Origin of the sequence: Pectobacterium sp. A5351, assembly GCF_028335745.1 — a bacterium.
Lineage (GTDB): Bacteria > Pseudomonadota > Gammaproteobacteria > Enterobacterales > Enterobacteriaceae > Pectobacterium.
In genome coordinates this window covers 3,414,692-3,431,912 of sequence record NZ_CP116477.1, presented here as the reverse complement: position 1 = coordinate 3,431,912, position 17,221 = coordinate 3,414,692, and the positions used below count along the sequence as shown (strand labels likewise).

At 54.0% G+C, this 17,221-nt stretch carries 16 protein-coding genes, 1 pseudogene and 1 riboswitch; of the genes and pseudogenes, 7 read left to right on the top strand and 10 right to left on the bottom strand.

Annotated features, from left to right (window positions below; genetic code table 11):
• Positions 1–137: 137 nt before the first annotated feature.
• Entirely contained in the window at positions 138–929 is a 792-nt protein-coding gene (gene cysZ, locus O1Q74_RS15875) for a sulfate transporter CysZ (RefSeq protein ID WP_271874589.1), read from the bottom strand.
• A 224-nt stretch (positions 930–1,153) separates the two neighbouring features.
• Here cysZ and zipA point away from each other — a divergent pair, with 224 nt between their 5' ends.
• The gene (gene zipA, locus O1Q74_RS15870) at positions 1,154–2,188 is read left to right on the top strand and encodes a cell division protein ZipA (protein WP_271874588.1); all 1,035 of its coding nucleotides are present in this window, start codon (positions 1,154–1,156) and stop codon (positions 2,186–2,188) included.
• Between the two features lie 147 nt (positions 2,189–2,335).
• A complete protein-coding gene (gene yjeH / locus O1Q74_RS15865; protein ID WP_271874587.1) occupies positions 2,336–3,589 on the top strand; it encodes an L-methionine/branched-chain amino acid transporter in 1,254 nt (417 codons plus the stop codon).
• Between the two features lie 135 nt (positions 3,590–3,724).
• On the opposite strand, the gene ubiK is transcribed toward yjeH, so the two are convergent.
• Positions 3,725–4,006, bottom strand: coding sequence for a ubiquinone biosynthesis accessory factor UbiK (gene ubiK / locus O1Q74_RS15860; RefSeq protein ID WP_271874586.1), 282 nt, complete (start codon positions 4,004–4,006; stop codon positions 3,725–3,727).
• A gap of 193 nt (positions 4,007–4,199) precedes the next feature.
• Positions 4,200–4,389, top strand: a riboswitch (FMN riboswitch).
• Between the two features lie 127 nt (positions 4,390–4,516).
• Between ubiK and ribB the strand changes: the two genes are divergently transcribed.
• Complete coding sequence (gene ribB / locus O1Q74_RS15855; protein WP_271874585.1) at positions 4,517–5,170, top strand: 3,4-dihydroxy-2-butanone-4-phosphate synthase; 654 nt, start codon at positions 4,517–4,519, stop codon at positions 5,168–5,170.
• Between the two features lie 124 nt (positions 5,171–5,294).
• Here the strand turns inward: ribB and tehB are convergent, their stop codons facing one another.
• Positions 5,295–6,155, bottom strand: a complete 861-nt coding sequence (gene tehB / locus O1Q74_RS15850; RefSeq protein ID WP_271874584.1) for an SAM-dependent methyltransferase TehB — start codon at positions 6,153–6,155, stop codon at positions 5,295–5,297.
• Between the two features lie 102 nt (positions 6,156–6,257).
• Positions 6,258–6,689: an FAD-dependent oxidoreductase gene (locus O1Q74_RS15845; RefSeq protein ID WP_442953145.1), complete on the bottom strand. Its 432-nt coding sequence runs from the start codon at positions 6,687–6,689 to the stop codon at positions 6,258–6,260.
• Here O1Q74_RS15845 and O1Q74_RS15840 point away from each other — a divergent pair.
• A pseudogene (locus tag O1Q74_RS15840) lies at positions 6,687–7,406 on the top strand (sigma 54-interacting transcriptional regulator); the annotation flags it as partial. The gene O1Q74_RS15845 and the pseudogene O1Q74_RS15840 sit on opposite strands and share 3 nt — an antisense overlap.
• Positions 7,407–7,454: 48 nt before the next feature.
• Here the strand turns inward: O1Q74_RS15840 and O1Q74_RS15835 are convergent.
• The 4 genes from O1Q74_RS15835 to O1Q74_RS15820 all read right to left on the bottom strand — a co-directional run bounded on the left by O1Q74_RS15835 (position 7,455) and on the right by O1Q74_RS15820 (position 12,305).
• Positions 7,455–8,818, bottom strand: a protein-coding gene (locus tag O1Q74_RS15835) for an IS3 family transposase (protein ID WP_271873361.1) whose coding sequence is annotated in 2 segments (ribosomal slippage) — positions 7,455–8,341 and positions 8,341–8,818 — 1,365 coding nt in all. Because the reading frame shifts where the segments join, the coding sequence is not laid out codon by codon here.
• A 249-nt stretch (positions 8,819–9,067) separates the two neighbouring features.
• A complete protein-coding gene (fumA, locus tag O1Q74_RS15830; protein WP_271874583.1) occupies positions 9,068–10,711 on the bottom strand; it encodes a class I fumarate hydratase FumA in 1,644 nt (547 codons plus the stop codon).
• A gap of 445 nt (positions 10,712–11,156) precedes the next feature.
• Complete coding sequence (locus O1Q74_RS15825; protein WP_271874582.1) at positions 11,157–11,393, bottom strand: helix-hairpin-helix domain-containing protein; 237 nt, start codon at positions 11,391–11,393, stop codon at positions 11,157–11,159.
• A gap of 18 nt (positions 11,394–11,411) precedes the next feature.
• Complete coding sequence (locus O1Q74_RS15820) at positions 11,412–12,305, bottom strand: LysR family transcriptional regulator (protein ID WP_271874581.1); 894 nt, start codon at positions 12,303–12,305, stop codon at positions 11,412–11,414.
• A gap of 140 nt (positions 12,306–12,445) precedes the next feature.
• Here O1Q74_RS15820 and O1Q74_RS15815 point away from each other — a divergent pair, with 140 nt between their 5' ends.
• Positions 12,446–12,916 carry a multidrug/biocide efflux PACE transporter gene (locus O1Q74_RS15815; RefSeq protein ID WP_271874580.1) on the top strand — a complete coding sequence of 157 codons (471 nt, stop codon included), beginning with the start codon at positions 12,446–12,448 and terminating at the stop codon, positions 12,914–12,916.
• Between the two features lie 23 nt (positions 12,917–12,939).
• Here the strand turns inward: O1Q74_RS15815 and O1Q74_RS15810 are convergent, their stop codons facing one another.
• Positions 12,940–13,602: a DNA-3-methyladenine glycosylase family protein gene (locus O1Q74_RS15810; RefSeq protein ID WP_271874579.1), complete on the bottom strand. Its 663-nt coding sequence runs from the start codon at positions 13,600–13,602 to the stop codon at positions 12,940–12,942.
• Between the two features lie 211 nt (positions 13,603–13,813).
• Between O1Q74_RS15810 and ada the strand changes: the two genes are divergently transcribed.
• On the top strand, positions 13,814–14,953 hold the full coding sequence (gene ada, locus O1Q74_RS15805) for a bifunctional DNA-binding transcriptional regulator/O6-methylguanine-DNA methyltransferase Ada (RefSeq protein ID WP_271878960.1): 1,140 nt from the start codon (positions 13,814–13,816) through the stop codon (positions 14,951–14,953).
• Between the two features lie 2 nt (positions 14,954–14,955).
• A complete protein-coding gene (gene alkB / locus O1Q74_RS15800; protein WP_271874578.1) occupies positions 14,956–15,612 on the top strand; it encodes a DNA oxidative demethylase AlkB in 657 nt (218 codons plus the stop codon).
• A gap of 79 nt (positions 15,613–15,691) precedes the next feature.
• On the opposite strand, the gene O1Q74_RS15795 is transcribed toward alkB, so the two are convergent.
• Positions 15,692–17,221 (bottom strand): FAD-dependent oxidoreductase, encoded by a 1,530-nt coding sequence (locus O1Q74_RS15795; protein WP_271874577.1) that lies wholly within the window; start codon positions 17,219–17,221, stop codon positions 15,692–15,694.

Below are 17,221 nucleotides of genomic sequence, written 5' to 3'. Positions count from 1 at the left end.
TTTTTGCGAACGTAGAGAGAATACTCGTTCACACCTTTCAGTGAAGTAAAGAATTGCTATATCGTTATGTTCTTAAGAAATATCTTTTCATTACAATAGAAAGCACTGGTCATAATAAGCCAGTGCGTACGCGTTTTTTATGGCGATTTTTTCGGTAGCGTCGCAGACAGATCCCGATAGCGATCCACCCATAGCTGCGTTGCGCCACATACCGCGACGGGCATGATGACCAGATTCAAAAAAGGCACCAGCGTAAACAGGCTGACCAGGGCGCCGAACTGCATATTGGCGACCTTGTGGCGGCGTAATGCCTGCCGCATGGTGGAAAAGCCCACTTTGTGGTTATCAAAGGGATAATCGCAGTACTGAATCGCCAGCATCCACGCGCTGAACAGGAACCACAGCACCGGTGCGAGAGTTTGCCCGATGCCGGGGATGAAATAGAGAAGCAATAGCACAATCGCGCGTGGCAGGTAATACGCCAGCTTTTGGACCTCACGCTTCATAATCCGGGGAACATCTTTGGCGATGCCGAGTATGCCGCTGTCAGGCAGCGTCTGGCCGGTTAATTTTGCCTCCAACTGCTCCGCCAACAAGCCGTTAAACGGTGCGGCGATAAAATTGGCGATCGTACTGAATAGGTAGCTGAATACCAGCAGGATGGAGAGGACGGCGAGTGGCCAAATGAGGTAGCTGAGCCATTGCAGCCAGTTAGGAATGTGGCTCATGAACTGGGGAATCCAATCATTCAACTGGGTGAAAAGCCACCAGAATGCGCCGCCCATCAGCACGATATTCATGAGTAGGGGAAGAATGACAAAACGTCGGATGCCTGGCAGTGAGATAAGGCGCCATCCGGCAAGAAAATAGTGTATGCCGCTGCGAACCTGGCCTGCGGTGTTGCCGTAAGACGGTTTTTCGAAAGACATAGTGACAATATACTCAGTCATTTGTTTGTTGAGGCATCATATCGGGATGATCTTATGCTGACTAGCCCGTATTTGGATGAAAAAACAGCAAAAAAGTGCGTTGTATCTATCTTTATTGTCATAAAGTACCGTGCAGGCTTGCACTTGTGTACTCAGGCAAATAGAGTTAGTAGTATAAGTATTTGCCGTGGTGGCAATGTATTGTTAGAACAATTGGGATAGCAATGATGCAGGACTTGCGTCTGATATTAATCGTTGTTGGCGCGATCGCTATAATAGCGCTGTTACTGCACGGCTTGTGGACTAGCCGTAAAGAGCGCTCGTCCCTTTTTCGTGACCGCCCGGTTAAACGCGCAAAGAAAGCGCGTGATGAAATGCCGCTTGACGAGCTGGATGAAGGCGTTGGCGAAGTTCGCGTGAAGGGTGCGCGTCCGCAGCAGAGTGAACCCTCATTTGGTAGCGCGTCATTTGACAACTCGTCATTTGATAACCGGCCATTTGATAATCAATCATTTGATAACAACAGTGCACGTGAAGAGACTCGTCTTGAGGCGAAATCGCCGTTCGAGCACCTGTCTCCCGTCTCTTCTTACGATCCTTTACTGGATGAAGCCACTCCGGTGGATTCTCCGCGTTCGCAGGTGCGTGGCGATAGCAACCCGCAGGTTGTCAATCCCAGAGAAACGCCTACCCAGCCGAACATTGACACACAGCGTGAATCATTGGCGTACGATGCGCCGCCATCTGCCCCGCAGCAGCCTGCTGCGCATTCGCTGCATGAGAAGGTTCAGCCTGCGCAGCCTCAGCAACCCGTTGAACCTGTCGAACCCGCTGCGGCAAAAGAAGCGGTTCTGGTGCTGCACGTCGTGGCGCATCAGGGCGGTGTTATTGGTGGCGAACTGCTGTTGCAAAGCCTGCTTCAGGCCGGTTTCCAGTTTGGTGAAATGAACATTTTCCACCGTCATGTAAACCCAGCGGGTGCCGGTCCGGTGTTGTTCAGTCTGGCGAATATGGTTAAACCCGGTTCGTTTAATGTGGACGCGATGTCCGAATTCTCGACGCCCGGCGTGTCCATTTTCATGATGGTGCCGTCTTACGGTGACGCCAGCCAAAACTTTAAACTGATGTTACAGTCTGCCCAGCGTATTGCCGACGATGTTGGCGGCGTGGTGCAGGATGATGAGCGTCGAATGATGACGCCGCAGAAGGTTGAAGCCTACAAAGCCCGTATTCGCGATGTGCTGAAAGCCAACGCCTGATAGTACACTTGTGTGAGCATATAAAAAGTATGTGAAAGCATAAAGGTTGTGAATTCAGTGGGTGAGAGAAGCCTCCGTTAAGGGAGGCTTTTTTTATTCTTCGACCCGGCCGTGGTGTGGTGTAAAAGCAAGAAAAGGTGAAATGTTGTGAGTGAAGCAAAAGGATTAAAACAAGAGCTTGGTCTGATCCAGGGCGTGGGGCTGCTTTCTACTTCTCTGCTGGGGACTGGCGTGTTTGCGGTTCCTGCACTGGTCGCACAGCTGGCGCAGCAGGATAGTCTGTGGGCATGGCCGATCCTGATCCTGCTTGTTTTTCCTATCGCCATCGGTTTTGCCGCACTGGGGCAACATTTTCCTAATGCGGGTGGAGCCGCGCATTTTGTGAATCTGGCTTTTGGTCCACGCATGGCGCGTGTGACTGGCTGGCTATTCCTCTCTGTTATTCCGCTAGGGCTACCTGCTGCTTTGCAGATTGCCGCCGGGTTCTGGCAGGCAGCATTTGGCTGGAGCGATCTGGGGCTGCTCTGCGTACAACTGTTGACGCTGGGAGGGATCTGGCTGCTTGGCCTGCGCAGCGCGGGATCCAGCGCCAACATTCAGATCATTATCGCGATGTTAGTGGTGGGGTTGGTTGTGGCGATCTGGTGGCAGGGCGATATTACGCCCGCCCATATCCCCTGGCCATCAGTGCAGGCGCTGTCATGGTCCAACACCTTTGGTGCGTTGGCCGTGATGTTCTGGTGCTTTGTGGGCCTTGAAGCTTTTGCCCATATGGCGACGGAGTTTCGGGTGCCGGAGCGGGATTTCCCGCGGGCTTTACTCATCGGCATGCTGCTCGCAGGTGCGGTTTACTGGGGATGCACAGTGGCGGTATTGCATTTTAAGGCTTACGGTGAGGGGATGGCCGCCACGGCGTCACTGCCGGGTATCGTTGTGCAATTGTTTGGTCAGCACGCGCTGTGGATCGCCTGCTTTGTCGGTTATCTGGCCTGCTTTGCCAGCGTGAATATTTACACGCAGGGCTTCGCCCGCCTCGTCTGGTCGCAGGCATCGAGAGGAAGTGCATTGGCAAAGCTGTCTGTGGGGCAGGCACCGGTAAATGCACTGTCGCTTGTGGTGATCTGCTGTCTGGTGTGCTGCCTGTTGATTTACTGGCTCAGGCTGCCGCTGGATATGCTGATTGTCTACGCGAACGGTATCTTTGTGCTGATCTATCTGCTGTGTATGCTGGCTGGGTGGCGTTTGCTGAAAGGGCGCGCCAGAGTGATGGCGGGAATCGGCGGCCTGCTTTGCTGTGCGCTGTTGCTGATGATCGGCTGGAAATCGCTGTATGCGTTAATCATGCTGGCCGTACTATGGCTGTTCCTGCCGCGTAAGCAGGTTGAACGGGTTTCTCACTGAGTCATTTTATGCTGAATTCTGTGGCGTGAAACCTGCGCGTCGGAGACGGCCGCGGTTGCAGCACCGGGAATCGAGCAACGCCCTGATTAGGGCGCTGCATCGCGATGATAACGAGCGGTTGTGATGAGGCGAATATTAGTCGTTTTCCGGCGCTGCGGCGGGTTTTTCTTCCGCAGACCGTTTCGCTTCCAGCTCCGTCAGGCGCTGTTCCAGACGGGCAATCTTCTCGCGCGTGCGGAGCAGTACCTGTGTCTGAATATCGAACTCTTCACGGTTCACCAAATCCAATCGGGTCAGTTGTGCTTGCAAGACCTGACGAATCTTTTTCTCCACATCATCACCCAATTCCCGGATACCTTTTGGCATAGATTCATGCACTTGACGGGCGATTTGCTCAATCTTCTTTGGGTCAATCATGTCGCTTTCCTGATTAGGTTATATAAGGTCACTACTATAGCAAGTGTAATGCGAGTTGTGGGATGGATAAACCAAATCCTCGCCCTGTTTTGCGCATATTCAGCATAATTTTACTGTAATCCGGCATACGTTGTGCCCTATTTCCTGCAGTGGATCAATTGCCCTGTCGAGGTATTAGCGTTATAGTAAATGCGCTTATTCTCAGGGCGGGGTGTAATTCCCCACCGGCGGTAAACCAGTATTTATACTGGAAGCCCGCGAGCGCTCACGCTGTATTTTCCGACATGATTTTTTGGTAATGATTGTCGATTCGCAATGTGGGGTCAGCAGATCCGGTGTAATTCCGGGGCCGACGGTTATAGTCCGGATGGGAGAGAGTAACGGTATCTGTCGGGCTACATGTCCGCTCGCGTTATTTTTGTTAGCCATTGCTATGCAACCAGTCGTAGTGGTTACTCCTCAAGCTCGCCCTGATTCTGGTAATTCATAATAACATTGAGGTTTTTTACCATGAATCAGACATTACTTTCTGAATTTGGCAATCCTACGGAACGCGTAGAACGCGCACTTGATGCATTGCGTCATGGCCGCGGCGTGCTGGTGTTGGATGATGAAGATCGTGAAAACGAAGGTGACATGATCTTCTCCGCTGAAAACATGACTGTTGAACAGATGGCGCTGACGATTCGTCACGGTAGCGGTATTGTGTGCCTGTGCCTGACGGAAGAGCGTCGCCAGCAGTTGGAATTGCCGATGATGGTGGAGAAAAACTCCAGCCATTACCAAACGGCATTCACGGTGACGATCGAAGCCGCCGAAGGTGTGACGACGGGGGTTTCCGCTACCGACCGCCTGACCACTATTCGTGCCGCGATAGCGGATAACGCCAAGCCGAGCGATCTGAATCGCCCTGGTCACGTATTCCCGCTCCGCGCCCAGCCGGGTGGCGTATTAACGCGCGGTGGTCACACTGAAGCAACGGTAGATCTGATGACGCTGGCGGGCCTGAAACCGTCTGGCGTTCTGTGTGAACTGACGAACGATGATGGCTCAATGGCGCATGCGCCGGAAGTGATCGCGTTTGCCAGGCAGCACAACATGCCGGTGCTGACGATTGAAGACCTGGTGGCTTACCGCATTGCGGCAGAGCGCAAAGCTAGCTGATTCACGCGGGTACCATGTAGACAAAAGGGCCGATTCATCGGCCCTTTTCTATTTTACGGCGTAGGTTTTGAACAATACGTTTTTTGAACAATACGTTTTTTGCACAACCTAGCGCTCTAATGACTTAGGGCTTTTTTGCCAGCAGCGTGGCAAAGCGCAGTTTGATGCGGTTGCCATGTGCATCCGTTTTGTGCAGCTCACCCATATCCTCGTTGTATTTGAGAATCTCCCAGTCGGCGTAATAGTTCTTCAGCTCCCCTTCTTTAAACGTAAACGCGAAGGGCATCGGGCACGGGCAATCTTCCGTCGACATCGCGGCGATAATCAGGTTATAGCCACCGTTAACGGTGTTGTTCTGCATATTGCTGATGATGTGTGGAATACGGTCACGTTCCAGAAACATCAGCACGACGGTCGACAGGATAAAGTCGTACTGCTCTTTGATTTCCGCCAGATTGATGTTGTAAACGCCCGCCCGGATGTGTTCCAGCGCTTCGCTCTTGATGATGTTATTCAGCGAATCAATGCTCTGCTCGTGCTTGTCACAGGCCGTTACGTCAAACCCACGCAGGTTCAGATACAGCGCATTACGCCCGCCGCCGCAGCCTAAATCCAGCGTTTTGCCCGGTTTGATGTGCTGCACTGCGTTGATCACTTCGGAATGGGTGCGCGTCAGACCGTATTTTTTATGATAGAAATCTTCCGCTGAGCAGAAAAAGCTGAGCTGACATTCCAGATCGTCAGAGAAGGAAACGATGCGGTGCCACGCCTGTGGCGCGACAAACGGCGGCTGGTTCTGCTCGGAGAACTGGAACGTCTCCAGTGTTTCGCCGTCTTCGGTCAGCATGGAAAAGGTCATTTCCCCTTTCAACACGGTCAGTTTTGCCCAGGTACTTTCCTGCGTATTGTGCTTTTCCTGAAACGCAGCAGGCAGCGTCTGGCTGTTCCACTGCGGCATCTTCTTATAACAAATGAGATCTTGCATCTTTACCTCTGTAAATTCCGAAAGCGATGGCTTTATTCTATTAATCCGCACGCAGGCTGACCAGAAATATGTATTTTAAATGCATTATTTATTTTTGCTGCGTCAGGCCGTGGTTGCACTCACCGTGGAAAGCTGTCGCAGCAGCGTAAATGCTTCTTTCATCCGTTCACCGCCTACCACAAAGGCGCGCAGCACCTGCTGACTATCCAGCGCTTTCGCTACCATCCCCTGATCGTTCCATTCCTGCTGACTATTGAGCGTCAGCATATGTTCATGCCCAGGAATGGGCGGCACGATGGCGCTGGCTCCCGTTGCGAACACCAGCTTGTGGTAATCGTAACGCTCCGTGTCACAGACGACCTGTTGCGTATGGCGGTCAATGGCGGTGGCACGGGTATTGGCCAGCAGCGTAATGCGGTTTTCTTCGGCAAACGCGGTGGCCTGCATATTGGTCAGATCGTCGGTGTGCTGTTGCAGGCTCATCACATGGCTTAAATCCGGCTTGTTGTACTTATCACCGCTGTCGGCGGTGATCAGGCGGATAACGGCACGCTGTTTCTGGATGAAATTGGCGAATTGTCGCTGACGCTACAGGCGAAGCTGCTGCGCATATTGCAATATGGCGATCTCCAGCGCGTGGGCGATGACAATAGCCTGAAAGTGAACGTGTGCGTGCTGGCAGCGACTAACCGTGACTTGCGGCAGGCGGTGCTGGATGGCGCTTTTCGTGCTGATTTGTTCCACCGTTTGAGCGTGTTCCCGCTATCCGTACCGCCGCTGCGCGAGCGTCGTCAGGATGTGGCGCTGTTAGCGGGATTCTTCTGTGAGCGCAGCCGCGTGCAGTTGGGGCTGGCGCGTCTGGCGTTGACGGCCGACGCGGGTGCGGGCGCGCTGTTGGAACAGTACGACTGGCCGGGGAATGTGCGCGAGCTGGAACACGCCATTTACCGTGCTACCGTGCTGGCGAGGGCAGGTCAGGAATCAGGCGAGGTGCTGTTAGGCCCTGAACACTTCAATCTCGAACTTCCCTCCCAGCCTGTTTATGCGACCTCCGGTTCATCGAGCGCTATCGACACCGCGCCGGCGTATTTCATCAGCGGCGGCCTGCGGGAGGCAACGGACGACTATCAGCGTCGGGTCATCCAACAAACGCTGGTGCGCCATGAGGGCAACTGGTCATCCTGCGCAAGGGAACTGGAAATAGACAGCGGCAACCTGCATCGGCTGGCAAAGCGATTGGGCATCAAATAAACAAACGCCCCGAAAATGGACTGACCCCATAAAGTTGGACAGTTCATGTTAAGCGGCTATCAGGGCCCGGGTTCGGTATTCTACCGGACTCAGGCCTTTTAATTTCAGGCTGATCCGCTCGTTGTTATAGTAATGGATATAGTCCTCTATCGCCTTCCTCAGTTCATTCAGATCGCTGAACCTGTTCAGGTAAAAACACTCCGATTTCAGTGTGCCGAAGAAGTTCTCCATCACCGCGTTATCCAGGCAGTTTCCCTTGCGTGACATGCTTTGCGTCATACCCTGTGCCTTTAACTTTGCCTGATAGCCTGCCATTCGGTATTGCCAGCCCTGATCCGTGTGCAGCAGCGGTGTATCCTCCGGTCCGAGCGCTGAGAACGCATCGTGCAGCATCGTATTAACCATCTCCATCACCGGCCTTTCCGACAGGCTGTAGGAGATAATCTCCCGGTTAAACAGATCGAGAACCGGCGACAGGTACAGCTTTTTACCCTGCACCGAGAACTCTGTAACATCCGTGACCCATTTTTCGTTGGCTTTCGATGCACTGAAGTTCCGGCTCAGGATATTGGGCGCAGCCTTGCCCATTTCCCCTTTCCAGGCACGATATTTCTTCACCCTTATCAGAGAGCGGAGTGACAGCTCCGCCATCAGTCTCTGCACAGTTTTATGGTTTACCAACAACCCCTGTTTTCTCAGTGAGAGTGTGATCCTGCGGTAGCCATAACGCCCTTTGTGATAGTGGTAAATCTCTCTGATTTTATCTTTCAGCCCGGCATGCCTGTCCACTCGCTTCAGCGCATTCATATTGTGATACCACGTACTACGGGACATACCCGCTGCACGCAGAAGATCACCGAGCGCATACTCCAGCCTTAGCTCACTGATTATTCCGGCTTTCTGCCGCTTTTCTCGCTTTGAACTAAGGCCTTCAGCTTTTTTAGATAGGCATTCTCTGCGCGCAGGTAACGAAGTTCAGCCCGCAGTTCTTCGGGAGATAACTTTTCCAGTGCAGCATCGGTAAGTGGAGGTGTTTTTTTGGGTTTTGTCATGTCCTTGCTCCGGCCTGGTTTTATGCTCAGAAGTCCTTTCTCACCTGCGTCTTTGTATACATTCACCCAGTGCCGGACAACGGTTTCAGTTGAGATATTAAACCGTGCGGCAGCTTCACGCATCGAAAGTTCTTCATTGAGAACAGTCTGGACAACAGTCATCCGGAACGCCGGAGAATGGCGGTCATTTTTCCAGGTAATGCCATCAATACCATGGAGTTGCCAGGCTCTTACCCAGCGTCGCACTGATGTTCTCTCAACACCAAAGCGTTCAGCTGTACGATGTGTTCCATCTTTTCCGGCGAGGTAGTGATTAACTACAGCTAATCTGGTTTCGAGGGAATATTTTGGCTTTGCCATAAAAAACTGCACCTTACTCAGTTGGGTGTCCAACTTTTGGGGTGCAGTCCAAAATTGGGGCGCTGTAGACCGTAGACAAACCTATTTACCGAACGAAAACGGGAGTAACGGAATAGAAGAGTAAAGCGTTTGCGCCATGGATGGCGCAAGCCGAGCGCACATGGACGTGTTTACAGCGACTTTACGATCTATCCGTTACTCCCGCTCGGCTGGCGTTAGCTACTAACCTCTAATGACTACAGGACGTAGTTAACCGCATTTCACGCACTTGGCGCTCTGAATCACCTGGAAGAAATCGTTGCCTTTATCATCGACCAGAATAAAGGCGGGGAAATCTTCGACTTCGATTTTCCAGATCGCTTCCATTCCCAGTTCCGGGTATTCCACACAGGTCAGGCTCTTGATGCTGTTCTGCGCCAGAATTGCTGCCGGGCCGCCGATGCTGCCGAGGTAGAAACCGCCGTGTTTATGGCATGCGTCGGTCACCTGCTGGCTGCGGTTGCCTTTTGCCAGCATGATCATGCTGCCGCCGTTGGCTTGCAGTAAATCGACGTAGGAATCCATGCGGCCAGCGGTGGTGGGGCCTAACGAGCCGGACGGGTAACCTTCTGGCGTTTTCGCCGGGCCCGCGTAGTAAATCGGGTGATCTTTGATGTACTGCGGCAGGCCTTCGCCGTTATCCAGACGTTCTTTCAGCTTGGCGTGAGCAATGTCACGACCGACGATGATGGTGCCGGTCAGGGAAAGACGGGTGGATACGGGGTACTGCGACAGCGTTTTCAGGATCTCGGCCATCGGGCGGTTCAGATCGATTTTAACCGCATCGCCTTCGCCTATTTCACGCAGGTGCTCAGGGATATATTTACCTGGATTCTGCTCTAACTGCTCCAGCCAGACGCCCTTGCGGTTGATCTTGCCTTTGATGTTACGGTCAGCCGAGCAGGACACGCCCATGCCGACGGGGCAAGAGGCACCGTGGCGTGGCAGGCGGATAATCCGCACGTCGTGCGCAAAATATTTACCGCCGAACTGCGCGCCCAGACCCAGATCGCGCGCGGCTTCCAGAATTTCCTGCTCCAGCGCGACATCACGAAACGCCTGGCCGTGTTCATTGCCTTCGGTCGGCAGTTCGTCGTAGTACTTGGTTGACGCCAGCTTAACGGTTTTCAGCGTGGTTTCTGCCGAGGTGCCACCAATGACAAACGCGATGTGGTACGGCGGGCAGGCCGCAGTGCCCAGCGAACGCATTTTCTCGATCAGGAAACTTTTCAGTTTACCCGGCGTCAGCAGCGCTTTGGTTTCCTGATACAGGTAGGTTTTGTTGGCGGAACCGCCGCCTTTGGTGACGAATAGGAATTTATAGTCTTCGCCCTCGGTGCTGTAGAGGTCAATCTGCGCAGGCAGGTTGGTGCCGGTGTTGACCTCTTTGTACATGTCCAGCGCGGCGTTCTGCGAGTAACGCAGGTTGTCTTCAATGAACGTGTTATACACGCCCTTGGACAGCGCTTCGGCGTCGTTACCGCCGGTCCAGACGTTCTGGCCTTTTTTACCGACGATGATCGCTGTACCGGTATCCTGACAGGTCGGCAGGATGCCCTTGGCGGAAATTTCTGAGTTGCGCAGGAACTGCAGGGCAACGTATTTATCGTTTTCGCTGGCTTCCGGATCGCTAAGAATATCGGCAACTTGCTGCTGGTGAGCGGGGCGGAGCATGAAAGAGGCATCGTGAAAGGCTTGCTGAGCCAGAAGGGTCAACGCTGCTGGCTCGATCTTCAGGATGTCCTGACCTTCAAACTGGGCGACAGAGACAAAATCGCTGCTCAGCAGGCGATATTCGGTGTCATCTTTACTGAGTGGAAAAGGATCTTGGTAATAGAAGGGTTTATTCGACATTTTTTTCTCACTTGCAATTGCATTAATTAGTAAATTTTTCACCTTATAGGATTCAGCATCTTATTATTAAGGCGTATTACCGCAGCACTACAGGGATGCCTCGAATACAAAAGTAGTAATCGCTATAATAGTATGGTTTTTTGTCGGGAAGTACCACTTTGGTACATCACAATAATAGTGATGCGCGAGTTATTTTTCCCAGTCACAGACGCGTGGAACGGCGGTATGGCATAGGTTTCCTGTGCGCGGACGCGCTGCGAAATGGCACGCAGTTTAACGTGAAGATATTTGGCTTAATTAAGTAAAGTAAATGGTGAAATTAAAAACAATAACCATTTATTTTTTAATGTTATTCGATGACGATATAAAGAAATCGTTATTGGCTTTTTATCGCTTTACGAAAAATGAGAGTACCAAAAAAGCCACAATGCTGTGGCCGGAGGGATTACTGATGTGATTTTGCCAGCGTAATGGCGGCAGTGATGGCAGCGCGCGCCTGCGGGCTATTTTTCCAGCAGGTTGAGCCCGTCAGCGCGGCGGCGTTCGCTACAATATCGCTAACGTCGGCCTCACTCAACTGTGCCAGCGTGGTGAAGCCCATTTGCTCCAGACGGGCGACCACCGCAGGGCCAACGCCTTTTACGGCCAGTAGCACCTCACGCTCCTGTGGGGAAAACGTCATGATTGCTCCGTAGATAAATCAGTCAGTGTCTCCATAGTGTAGCGTACTCTCTTGTTGGGCAAGGAGATTGTCGATCATCCACAGCCCTGCCGGACCGGGTGGATGCGGTTTGGACCAGACAACGTCCACGTCAATCCACTGCGGCCAGCCCGCGACAGGCAGTTCCACCAGTTTCCTCTGGTCGTATTGCGCCACCAGCCAGCGTGGCAGGATGCTCCAGCCGTGCCCCTGCTGCGCCATTTCCAGCAGCATAAGGTAGGACGGCGCAGACCAGACGATCCCTTCCGGTTGCAGCCGATCGCTGCGTTTATAGGTATTGAGATAGAGCTGGCGGATGGTCGCCAACTGGCTGCGTGTTACGCTTTTTTCCGTTGCTAGCGGGTGGGCTGCCGACACAAAAATGGCCATTTCGGTCTTTATCTGTAAACGCGCGGCCGCCACATCGGGCGGGTAGTCCGTTTGTGCGCGCAATACGCCGACATGCGCCCGATTCATTTGCAGCAGATCGATAACATCGTCACCTTCCGCAATCAGGCATTCAAATTCAATATCGGGAAAATGATGGGCGAAACACTGGAGAACAGGCTCGTAGTGGGTCGCTTGCCAAATGTCGGACAACACAAATGTCAGACGAGGTTCGATATGATCGGCCAAACGGATCGCCAGTTCATCCAGTTCCTCACTGGCGGATAAGATTGCCTGTACGTGAGAAAGAACTTTTCTGCCTGCCAGCGTGAGCACTGGCTGGTGGCCGGATCGATCAAACAGCGTCAGACCCAGATCGGCTTCCAGATTGGCGATGGCCGCGCTGACAGTGGACTGGCTTTTATGCAATCGTCGGGCGGCGGCGGAAAACGAACCCGCATCAACGGTGGTGACAAAAGCCAGCAGGGATTCCGGTGAATATCGCATCGTACCTCTATCGTTTTTACCGATGGAATCTAACTGTACTCTACCATCTTATACGATGAAAATAAGACCGTAATACGATGCCATCCATGGTCATGGCGGAAATTGACCAGTCACTCACAATAAATAAAAGTGAATGTGCTATGCAGAACAAAACCAGTAAAACCTTACGTGAGCGTGTGTACCATGCCGTGGGCTTTGAGCTGATCGCGTTGACGATCTGTGCGCCAGCGGGTGCCTGGCTGCTGAATAAGCCGCTCTTCGATATGGGCGCGCTGGCCATCATGCTGTCCAGCGTCGCGATGATCTGGAATATGATCTACAACACGATATTCGATCGCCTATGGCCAGCGGATCGCGTTAAGCGTCGGCTGCCGATCCGTATTGCTCACGCGCTGGGGTTTGAAGGCGGTTTTATCCTGATTGGTCTGCCGCTGGCAGCGTGGATGCTGAACGTCACGCTATGGCAGGCGCTGATGGTCGAGATTGGCTTCTTCCTGTTCTTCCTGCCGTATACCGTGGTGTATAACTGGGTCTACGATACGTTGCGGGAGCGTATTATGAATCGCCGTCGCCATGTTCGTCGGGTGTCGGCCAACTCCCGTCTGCGCTAATTCATTTGCGTTAATTCCGTGCGTTACCGGTGTGTCAGTTTAAAGCGTTGATACGCCGGTAGCTCAAGCGAGCGCCATAAATACCATGACGCCACTGTGCGATAAGGCTGACATGGCAGGCTGAGTGCCTGCAACTCGCGCGGTTTTGGCATGTCCGGCAAATCGTAAACGTAGCGTAACCCTTGACGGATACCGAGATCGTCGAGCGGCATGATGTCGGTGCGTTCAAGCGAATAAATCAAAAACATTTCTACCGTCCAGCGCCCGATGCCCTTGAGCGACGTCAACTGCTGAATGAGCGTGTCATCATCCATTTCTGCGGCCTGTTCGAGGCTGGGCACCAGACCGCTTAGCGCACCTTGGGCAATGCCATGCAGTGTATCTGCTTTGCGGGCGGAAAAGCCGCATTGCCGCAGTGTGTCGGTGGAGCAGGTCAGCATCTGTTCCGGGCTGGGGAAGACATCACCATGTACCCGCAGGAGCTTCGCGACCATCGCGTCTCCGGCACGCGTCGTCAACTGCTGGTAGGCAACGGCACGCATCAGCGCCTCATAAGGTTCCCGGTGTGGCGCGGTCTGATGGCGACAATCGCCAACCTGTTCGATCAGGCTGGCCCAGCGTGTATTGATGGCGCTGAGATGGGTTTTGGCCTGCTGCGTGAAATCCGATGGCGGATGAGATGGCATAAACGGTTTCCATGATGAGCATGCAAAGGGCAGAAAACGAGCATAGGAGATTGCCGCATGGCGCGCCATGTGAGAAGGGCTATTTGTATGAAAAAGCAATAATTGAACGTGCGCGTAAGGTGGTACCGGTTTAGCGTTAGCGCATGAGATGCCTTTCAGTAATAGTAAGAGGGGTGGGCGCACTACGAGTGGGTGGAATGAGGGGCATATGATGCAGAACGATACGATGCTTAACGATACACCGTTTCAGGATTCTGACTCGCGCTGGCAGGCGGTGGTGACGCGCAATCATGCGGCTGACGGCTGCTTTATCTATGCGGTGAAGACGACGGGGATTTACTGTGCGCCCTCCTGTGCGTCACGCCAGCCCCGGCGTGAAAATGTAGTGTTTTTCGCGACGGCCGATGAGGCGCAGGCGGCGGGGTTTCGCCCGTGTAAACGGTGCCGTCAGGGAACGCTTTCGCGGCAGGAACAGCAGGCGCAGCAGATTGCCCACGCGTGCCGGATGATTGAGCAGTCAGCGCATCAGCCGACGCTGGCGGTGCTGGCTCAAGCCGTGGGGATCAGCACGTTCCATTTTCATCGCGTGTTCAAAACCATCACCGGCCTGACGCCAAAACAGTATGCCAGCGCCCATCGTCATCGGCAGCTACGTGAACAACTGGCAGAAAAGGGGCCGGTCACCGCAGCGATTACCGCGGCGGGCTATGACGCCAGCGGGCGATTTTATGCCGCAGCAGGCACGCATTTAGGGATGACGCCGACGGCGTTTCAGAACAAAGGAAAAGGGGTGACGATCCACTTTGCCGTTGGTCACTGCTCACTCGGCGAGGTGCTGGTGGCGGAAAGCGAGAAAGGGATCTGCGCGATCCTGCTGGGTGACGATCCTGAGCATCTGCTTAAGGATCTTCAGGAGAGATTTGCCAGCGCGGAGCTGGTCGGTGCTGATGCGGCGTTTGAGCAACGGATGGCGCAGGTTGTTGGATTTGTCGACGATCCGGCTATCGGGCTGACGCTGCCGCTGGATATTCGCGGTACGGCATTCCAACAGCGTGTCTGGCAGGCGCTGCGGGCGATCCCCGCAGGAGAAACGCTGAGCTATCGTGAGGTCGCTGAACGTATTGGCGCACCCGCCGCCGTGCGTGCGGTCGCGGGCGCTTGTGCGGCAAATCGGCTGGCGGTTGCCATTCCCTGCCATCGCGTGGTCCGACATGACGGTGCGCTGTCAGGCTATCGCTGGGGCGTTATGCGTAAACGCGCGCTGTTGGAGAAAGAGCAGTTGGACAAAGAGCGGTTGGACAAAAAACCACAGGAGAAAGAACAGGGTACGCATCCGCGAGAGGAGTCGTGATCGTGAATTTTGATTTATTTGCCGATGAAGCGCCGCGTCGCTGGACGGAAACGCTGGCTTCGGGGGCGTTTATCCTGCGTGGACGCGCCTATGATGACGCCCCGGTGCTGCTTGCGGCGCTGAAAGCCGTCACCGCGCGTGCGCCGCTGCGGAATATGGTGACGCCGGGCGGTTTTGTGATGTCGGTGGCGATGAGCAACTGCGGGCCGCTCGGCTGGGTGACGGATGAACGCGGCTATCGCTATACCTCACACGATCCGCTGAGCGGAGAGGCGTGGCCCGCGATGCCGGAAGCCTTTTCCCGACTGGCGCAGCAGGCCGCGAGTGAAGCGGGTTTTGCTGATTTTGAACCGGATGCCTGCCTCATCAACCGCTATGACGTCGGCACGCGCATGTCTCTGCATCAGGATAAAAACGAACGGGATTTTCTCCAGCCTATCGTGTCTGTCTCGCTGGGGCTCAGCGCGACGTTTCTGTTTGGCGGCAGGGCGCGCAGTGATAAAGCGCAGCGTGTGGCGCTGACGCATGGCGATGTGGTGGTCTGGGGCAGTGAATCGCGGCTCTATTTCCACGGCATTCTGCCGTTGAAAAGTGGTAACGTGCCGGAAGGGATGTCCGACGAATGCCGTTTTAACCTGACATTTCGCAAAGCCGGATAGGGGAACCACAGGGATGCTTCCCCTGTGGTCGCCCCGTGTATCTCGATATTCAAACGATCTCAGGCTTAAGCGCTGGCGCTTATTTCTTGCTGAACTTCATATAATCAAGGGCGCTTTCTGCCGCGATACGCCCGGAGTTGAGCGCAAAGCCAAACGTACCGCCGCCTAACAGCAGGTCATAAGTGTCGCCATACATACCGGCAGCATCGTTACCTGTGACGTACAGGCCCGGAATGACCTCGCCGGATTTATCGATTGCCTGCATTTTTTCGTCAATCTTCACGCCGCCGAGTGTGCCCAGCGCGGCAGGCTGCATTCTCACCGCATAGAATGGGCCGGTTTTTACCGGACGCAGGTAATCCATGTTTTTGTTAAATACGTCATCCCGCTTCTGTGTCGCAAACTTGTTGTTTTCCTCCAACGTGTTCTTCAGTACGCCCGCATCAACGCCCATCTCTTTCGCTAATCCGTCAACGGTGGCGGATTTGAAGACGAAGCCGCGATTTTTCTGACTTTCCTTGCTAAATTCGCTATCAAATTTCGTCAGCTTGGTATTGGCGATCACCCATTCGCCAATCGGCACATCAATGCCGTCTTCGACATAATGCTTGCGGGAGGCTTCGTCGAAAATGGAGTACATAATGCCGCCCGCTTTGGACAGTGCGTTGCCGGAGTGCGGCCAGATGATGACGTTGGATTCATCGGTAAAGCGGCGACCGTGTTGATCAACCCACAGGTAGGGCTGACGTGCGGCGGCCAGCAGGTGAGAATTCGGCGCGTAGTCGGGCAGGCCGGGGCGATAGGCTTGCAGCAGTCCCAGACCGTCCGGTTTAGCGCCAGCTTTCCAGGCCATATTGATTCCGTCGCCGTCTTTGCCGACGTTGCCGACCATAATGGTGTCGGGGAAGGCGGCGTATTTTTGCAGCATCTCTTTATTGTTGGCGTAACCGCCGGTCGCGATGATGACGGCCTTCGCGTCTATCTGGACGGTGTTGCCGTCGTTATCTTGCGCGATAACGCCCGTCACCTTGCCATCTTTCACGACCAGATCTTTGCCCGCTGTTTTCACCAGCGTGGTGACATCCATGTTTTTAAACTGCTCGTGGAATGTCTTGATCAGATGGCGGCCGTGGCCGGGGCCGTCGATCACGTGCCAGGTCAGCATGCCGCCAGGGCCGCCGGGGCCGATGTATTCAAACTTGATGCCTTTCGATTTCACCCATTCAATCGTGTCCGCTGAGCGGTTTACGAAGGCGCGTACCACGAAGGGGTTTGCCATCCAGTGGCTGTAATCCATGATGGTCTTAAAGGCCATATCCGGTGTGACGATAATCCCCTGACGTTTCTGCATGCTGCTGTTGGCGGCGAAGATGCCTTCGGCAAAGTTACCGGTGCCGCCGACAATCGGCTGTTTTTCCAGTAAGACGATTTTCGCCCCTTTTTCGGCGGCGGCCATCGTGGCTGACGTGCCTGCCGCACCCGCGCCGATAATAACGATATCGGCGCTTTTCGGGATTTCCGATTTTGCCGCGTCAGCCGCTTGGGCGGAAGACCAACCGATCATCGAGAGGCACAACGTCGCGAGTACACTTTTTCTGAAGCGTTTCAT

What these genes read in the sequence shown, in the direction of transcription:
- cysZ (WP_271874589.1), bottom strand. Translation starts at nt 929, where the DNA reads ATGTCTTTCGAAAAACCGTCTTACGGCAACACCGCAGGCCAGGTTCGC.
- zipA (WP_271874588.1), top strand. Translation starts at nt 1,154, where the DNA reads ATGATGCAGGACTTGCGTCTGATATTAATCGTTGTTGGCGCGATCGCT.
- ubiK (WP_271874586.1), bottom strand. Translation starts at nt 4,006, where the DNA reads ATGATTGACCCAAAGAAGATTGAGCAAATCGCCCGTCAAGTGCATGAA.
- ribB (WP_271874585.1), top strand. Translation starts at nt 4,517, where the DNA reads ATGAATCAGACATTACTTTCTGAATTTGGCAATCCTACGGAACGCGTA.
- tehB (WP_271874584.1), bottom strand. Translation starts at nt 6,155, where the DNA reads ATGCAAGATCTCATTTGTTATAAGAAGATGCCGCAGTGGAACAGCCAG.
- fumA (WP_271874583.1), bottom strand. Translation starts at nt 10,711, where the DNA reads ATGTCGAATAAACCCTTCTATTACCAAGATCCTTTTCCACTCAGTAAA.
- O1Q74_RS15825 (WP_271874582.1), bottom strand. Translation starts at nt 11,393, where the DNA reads ATGACGTTTTCCCCACAGGAGCGTGAGGTGCTACTGGCCGTAAAAGGC.
- O1Q74_RS15820 (WP_271874581.1), bottom strand. Translation starts at nt 12,305, where the DNA reads ATGCGATATTCACCGGAATCCCTGCTGGCTTTTGTCACCACCGTTGAT.
- O1Q74_RS15815 (WP_271874580.1), top strand. Translation starts at nt 12,446, where the DNA reads ATGCAGAACAAAACCAGTAAAACCTTACGTGAGCGTGTGTACCATGCC.
- O1Q74_RS15810 (WP_271874579.1), bottom strand. Translation starts at nt 13,602, where the DNA reads ATGCCATCTCATCCGCCATCGGATTTCACGCAGCAGGCCAAAACCCAT.
- ada (WP_271878960.1), top strand. Translation starts at nt 13,814, where the DNA reads ATGCAGAACGATACGATGCTTAACGATACACCGTTTCAGGATTCTGAC.
- O1Q74_RS15795 (WP_271874577.1), bottom strand. Translation starts at nt 17,221, where the DNA reads ATGAAACGCTTCAGAAAAAGTGTACTCGCGACGTTGTGCCTCTCGATG.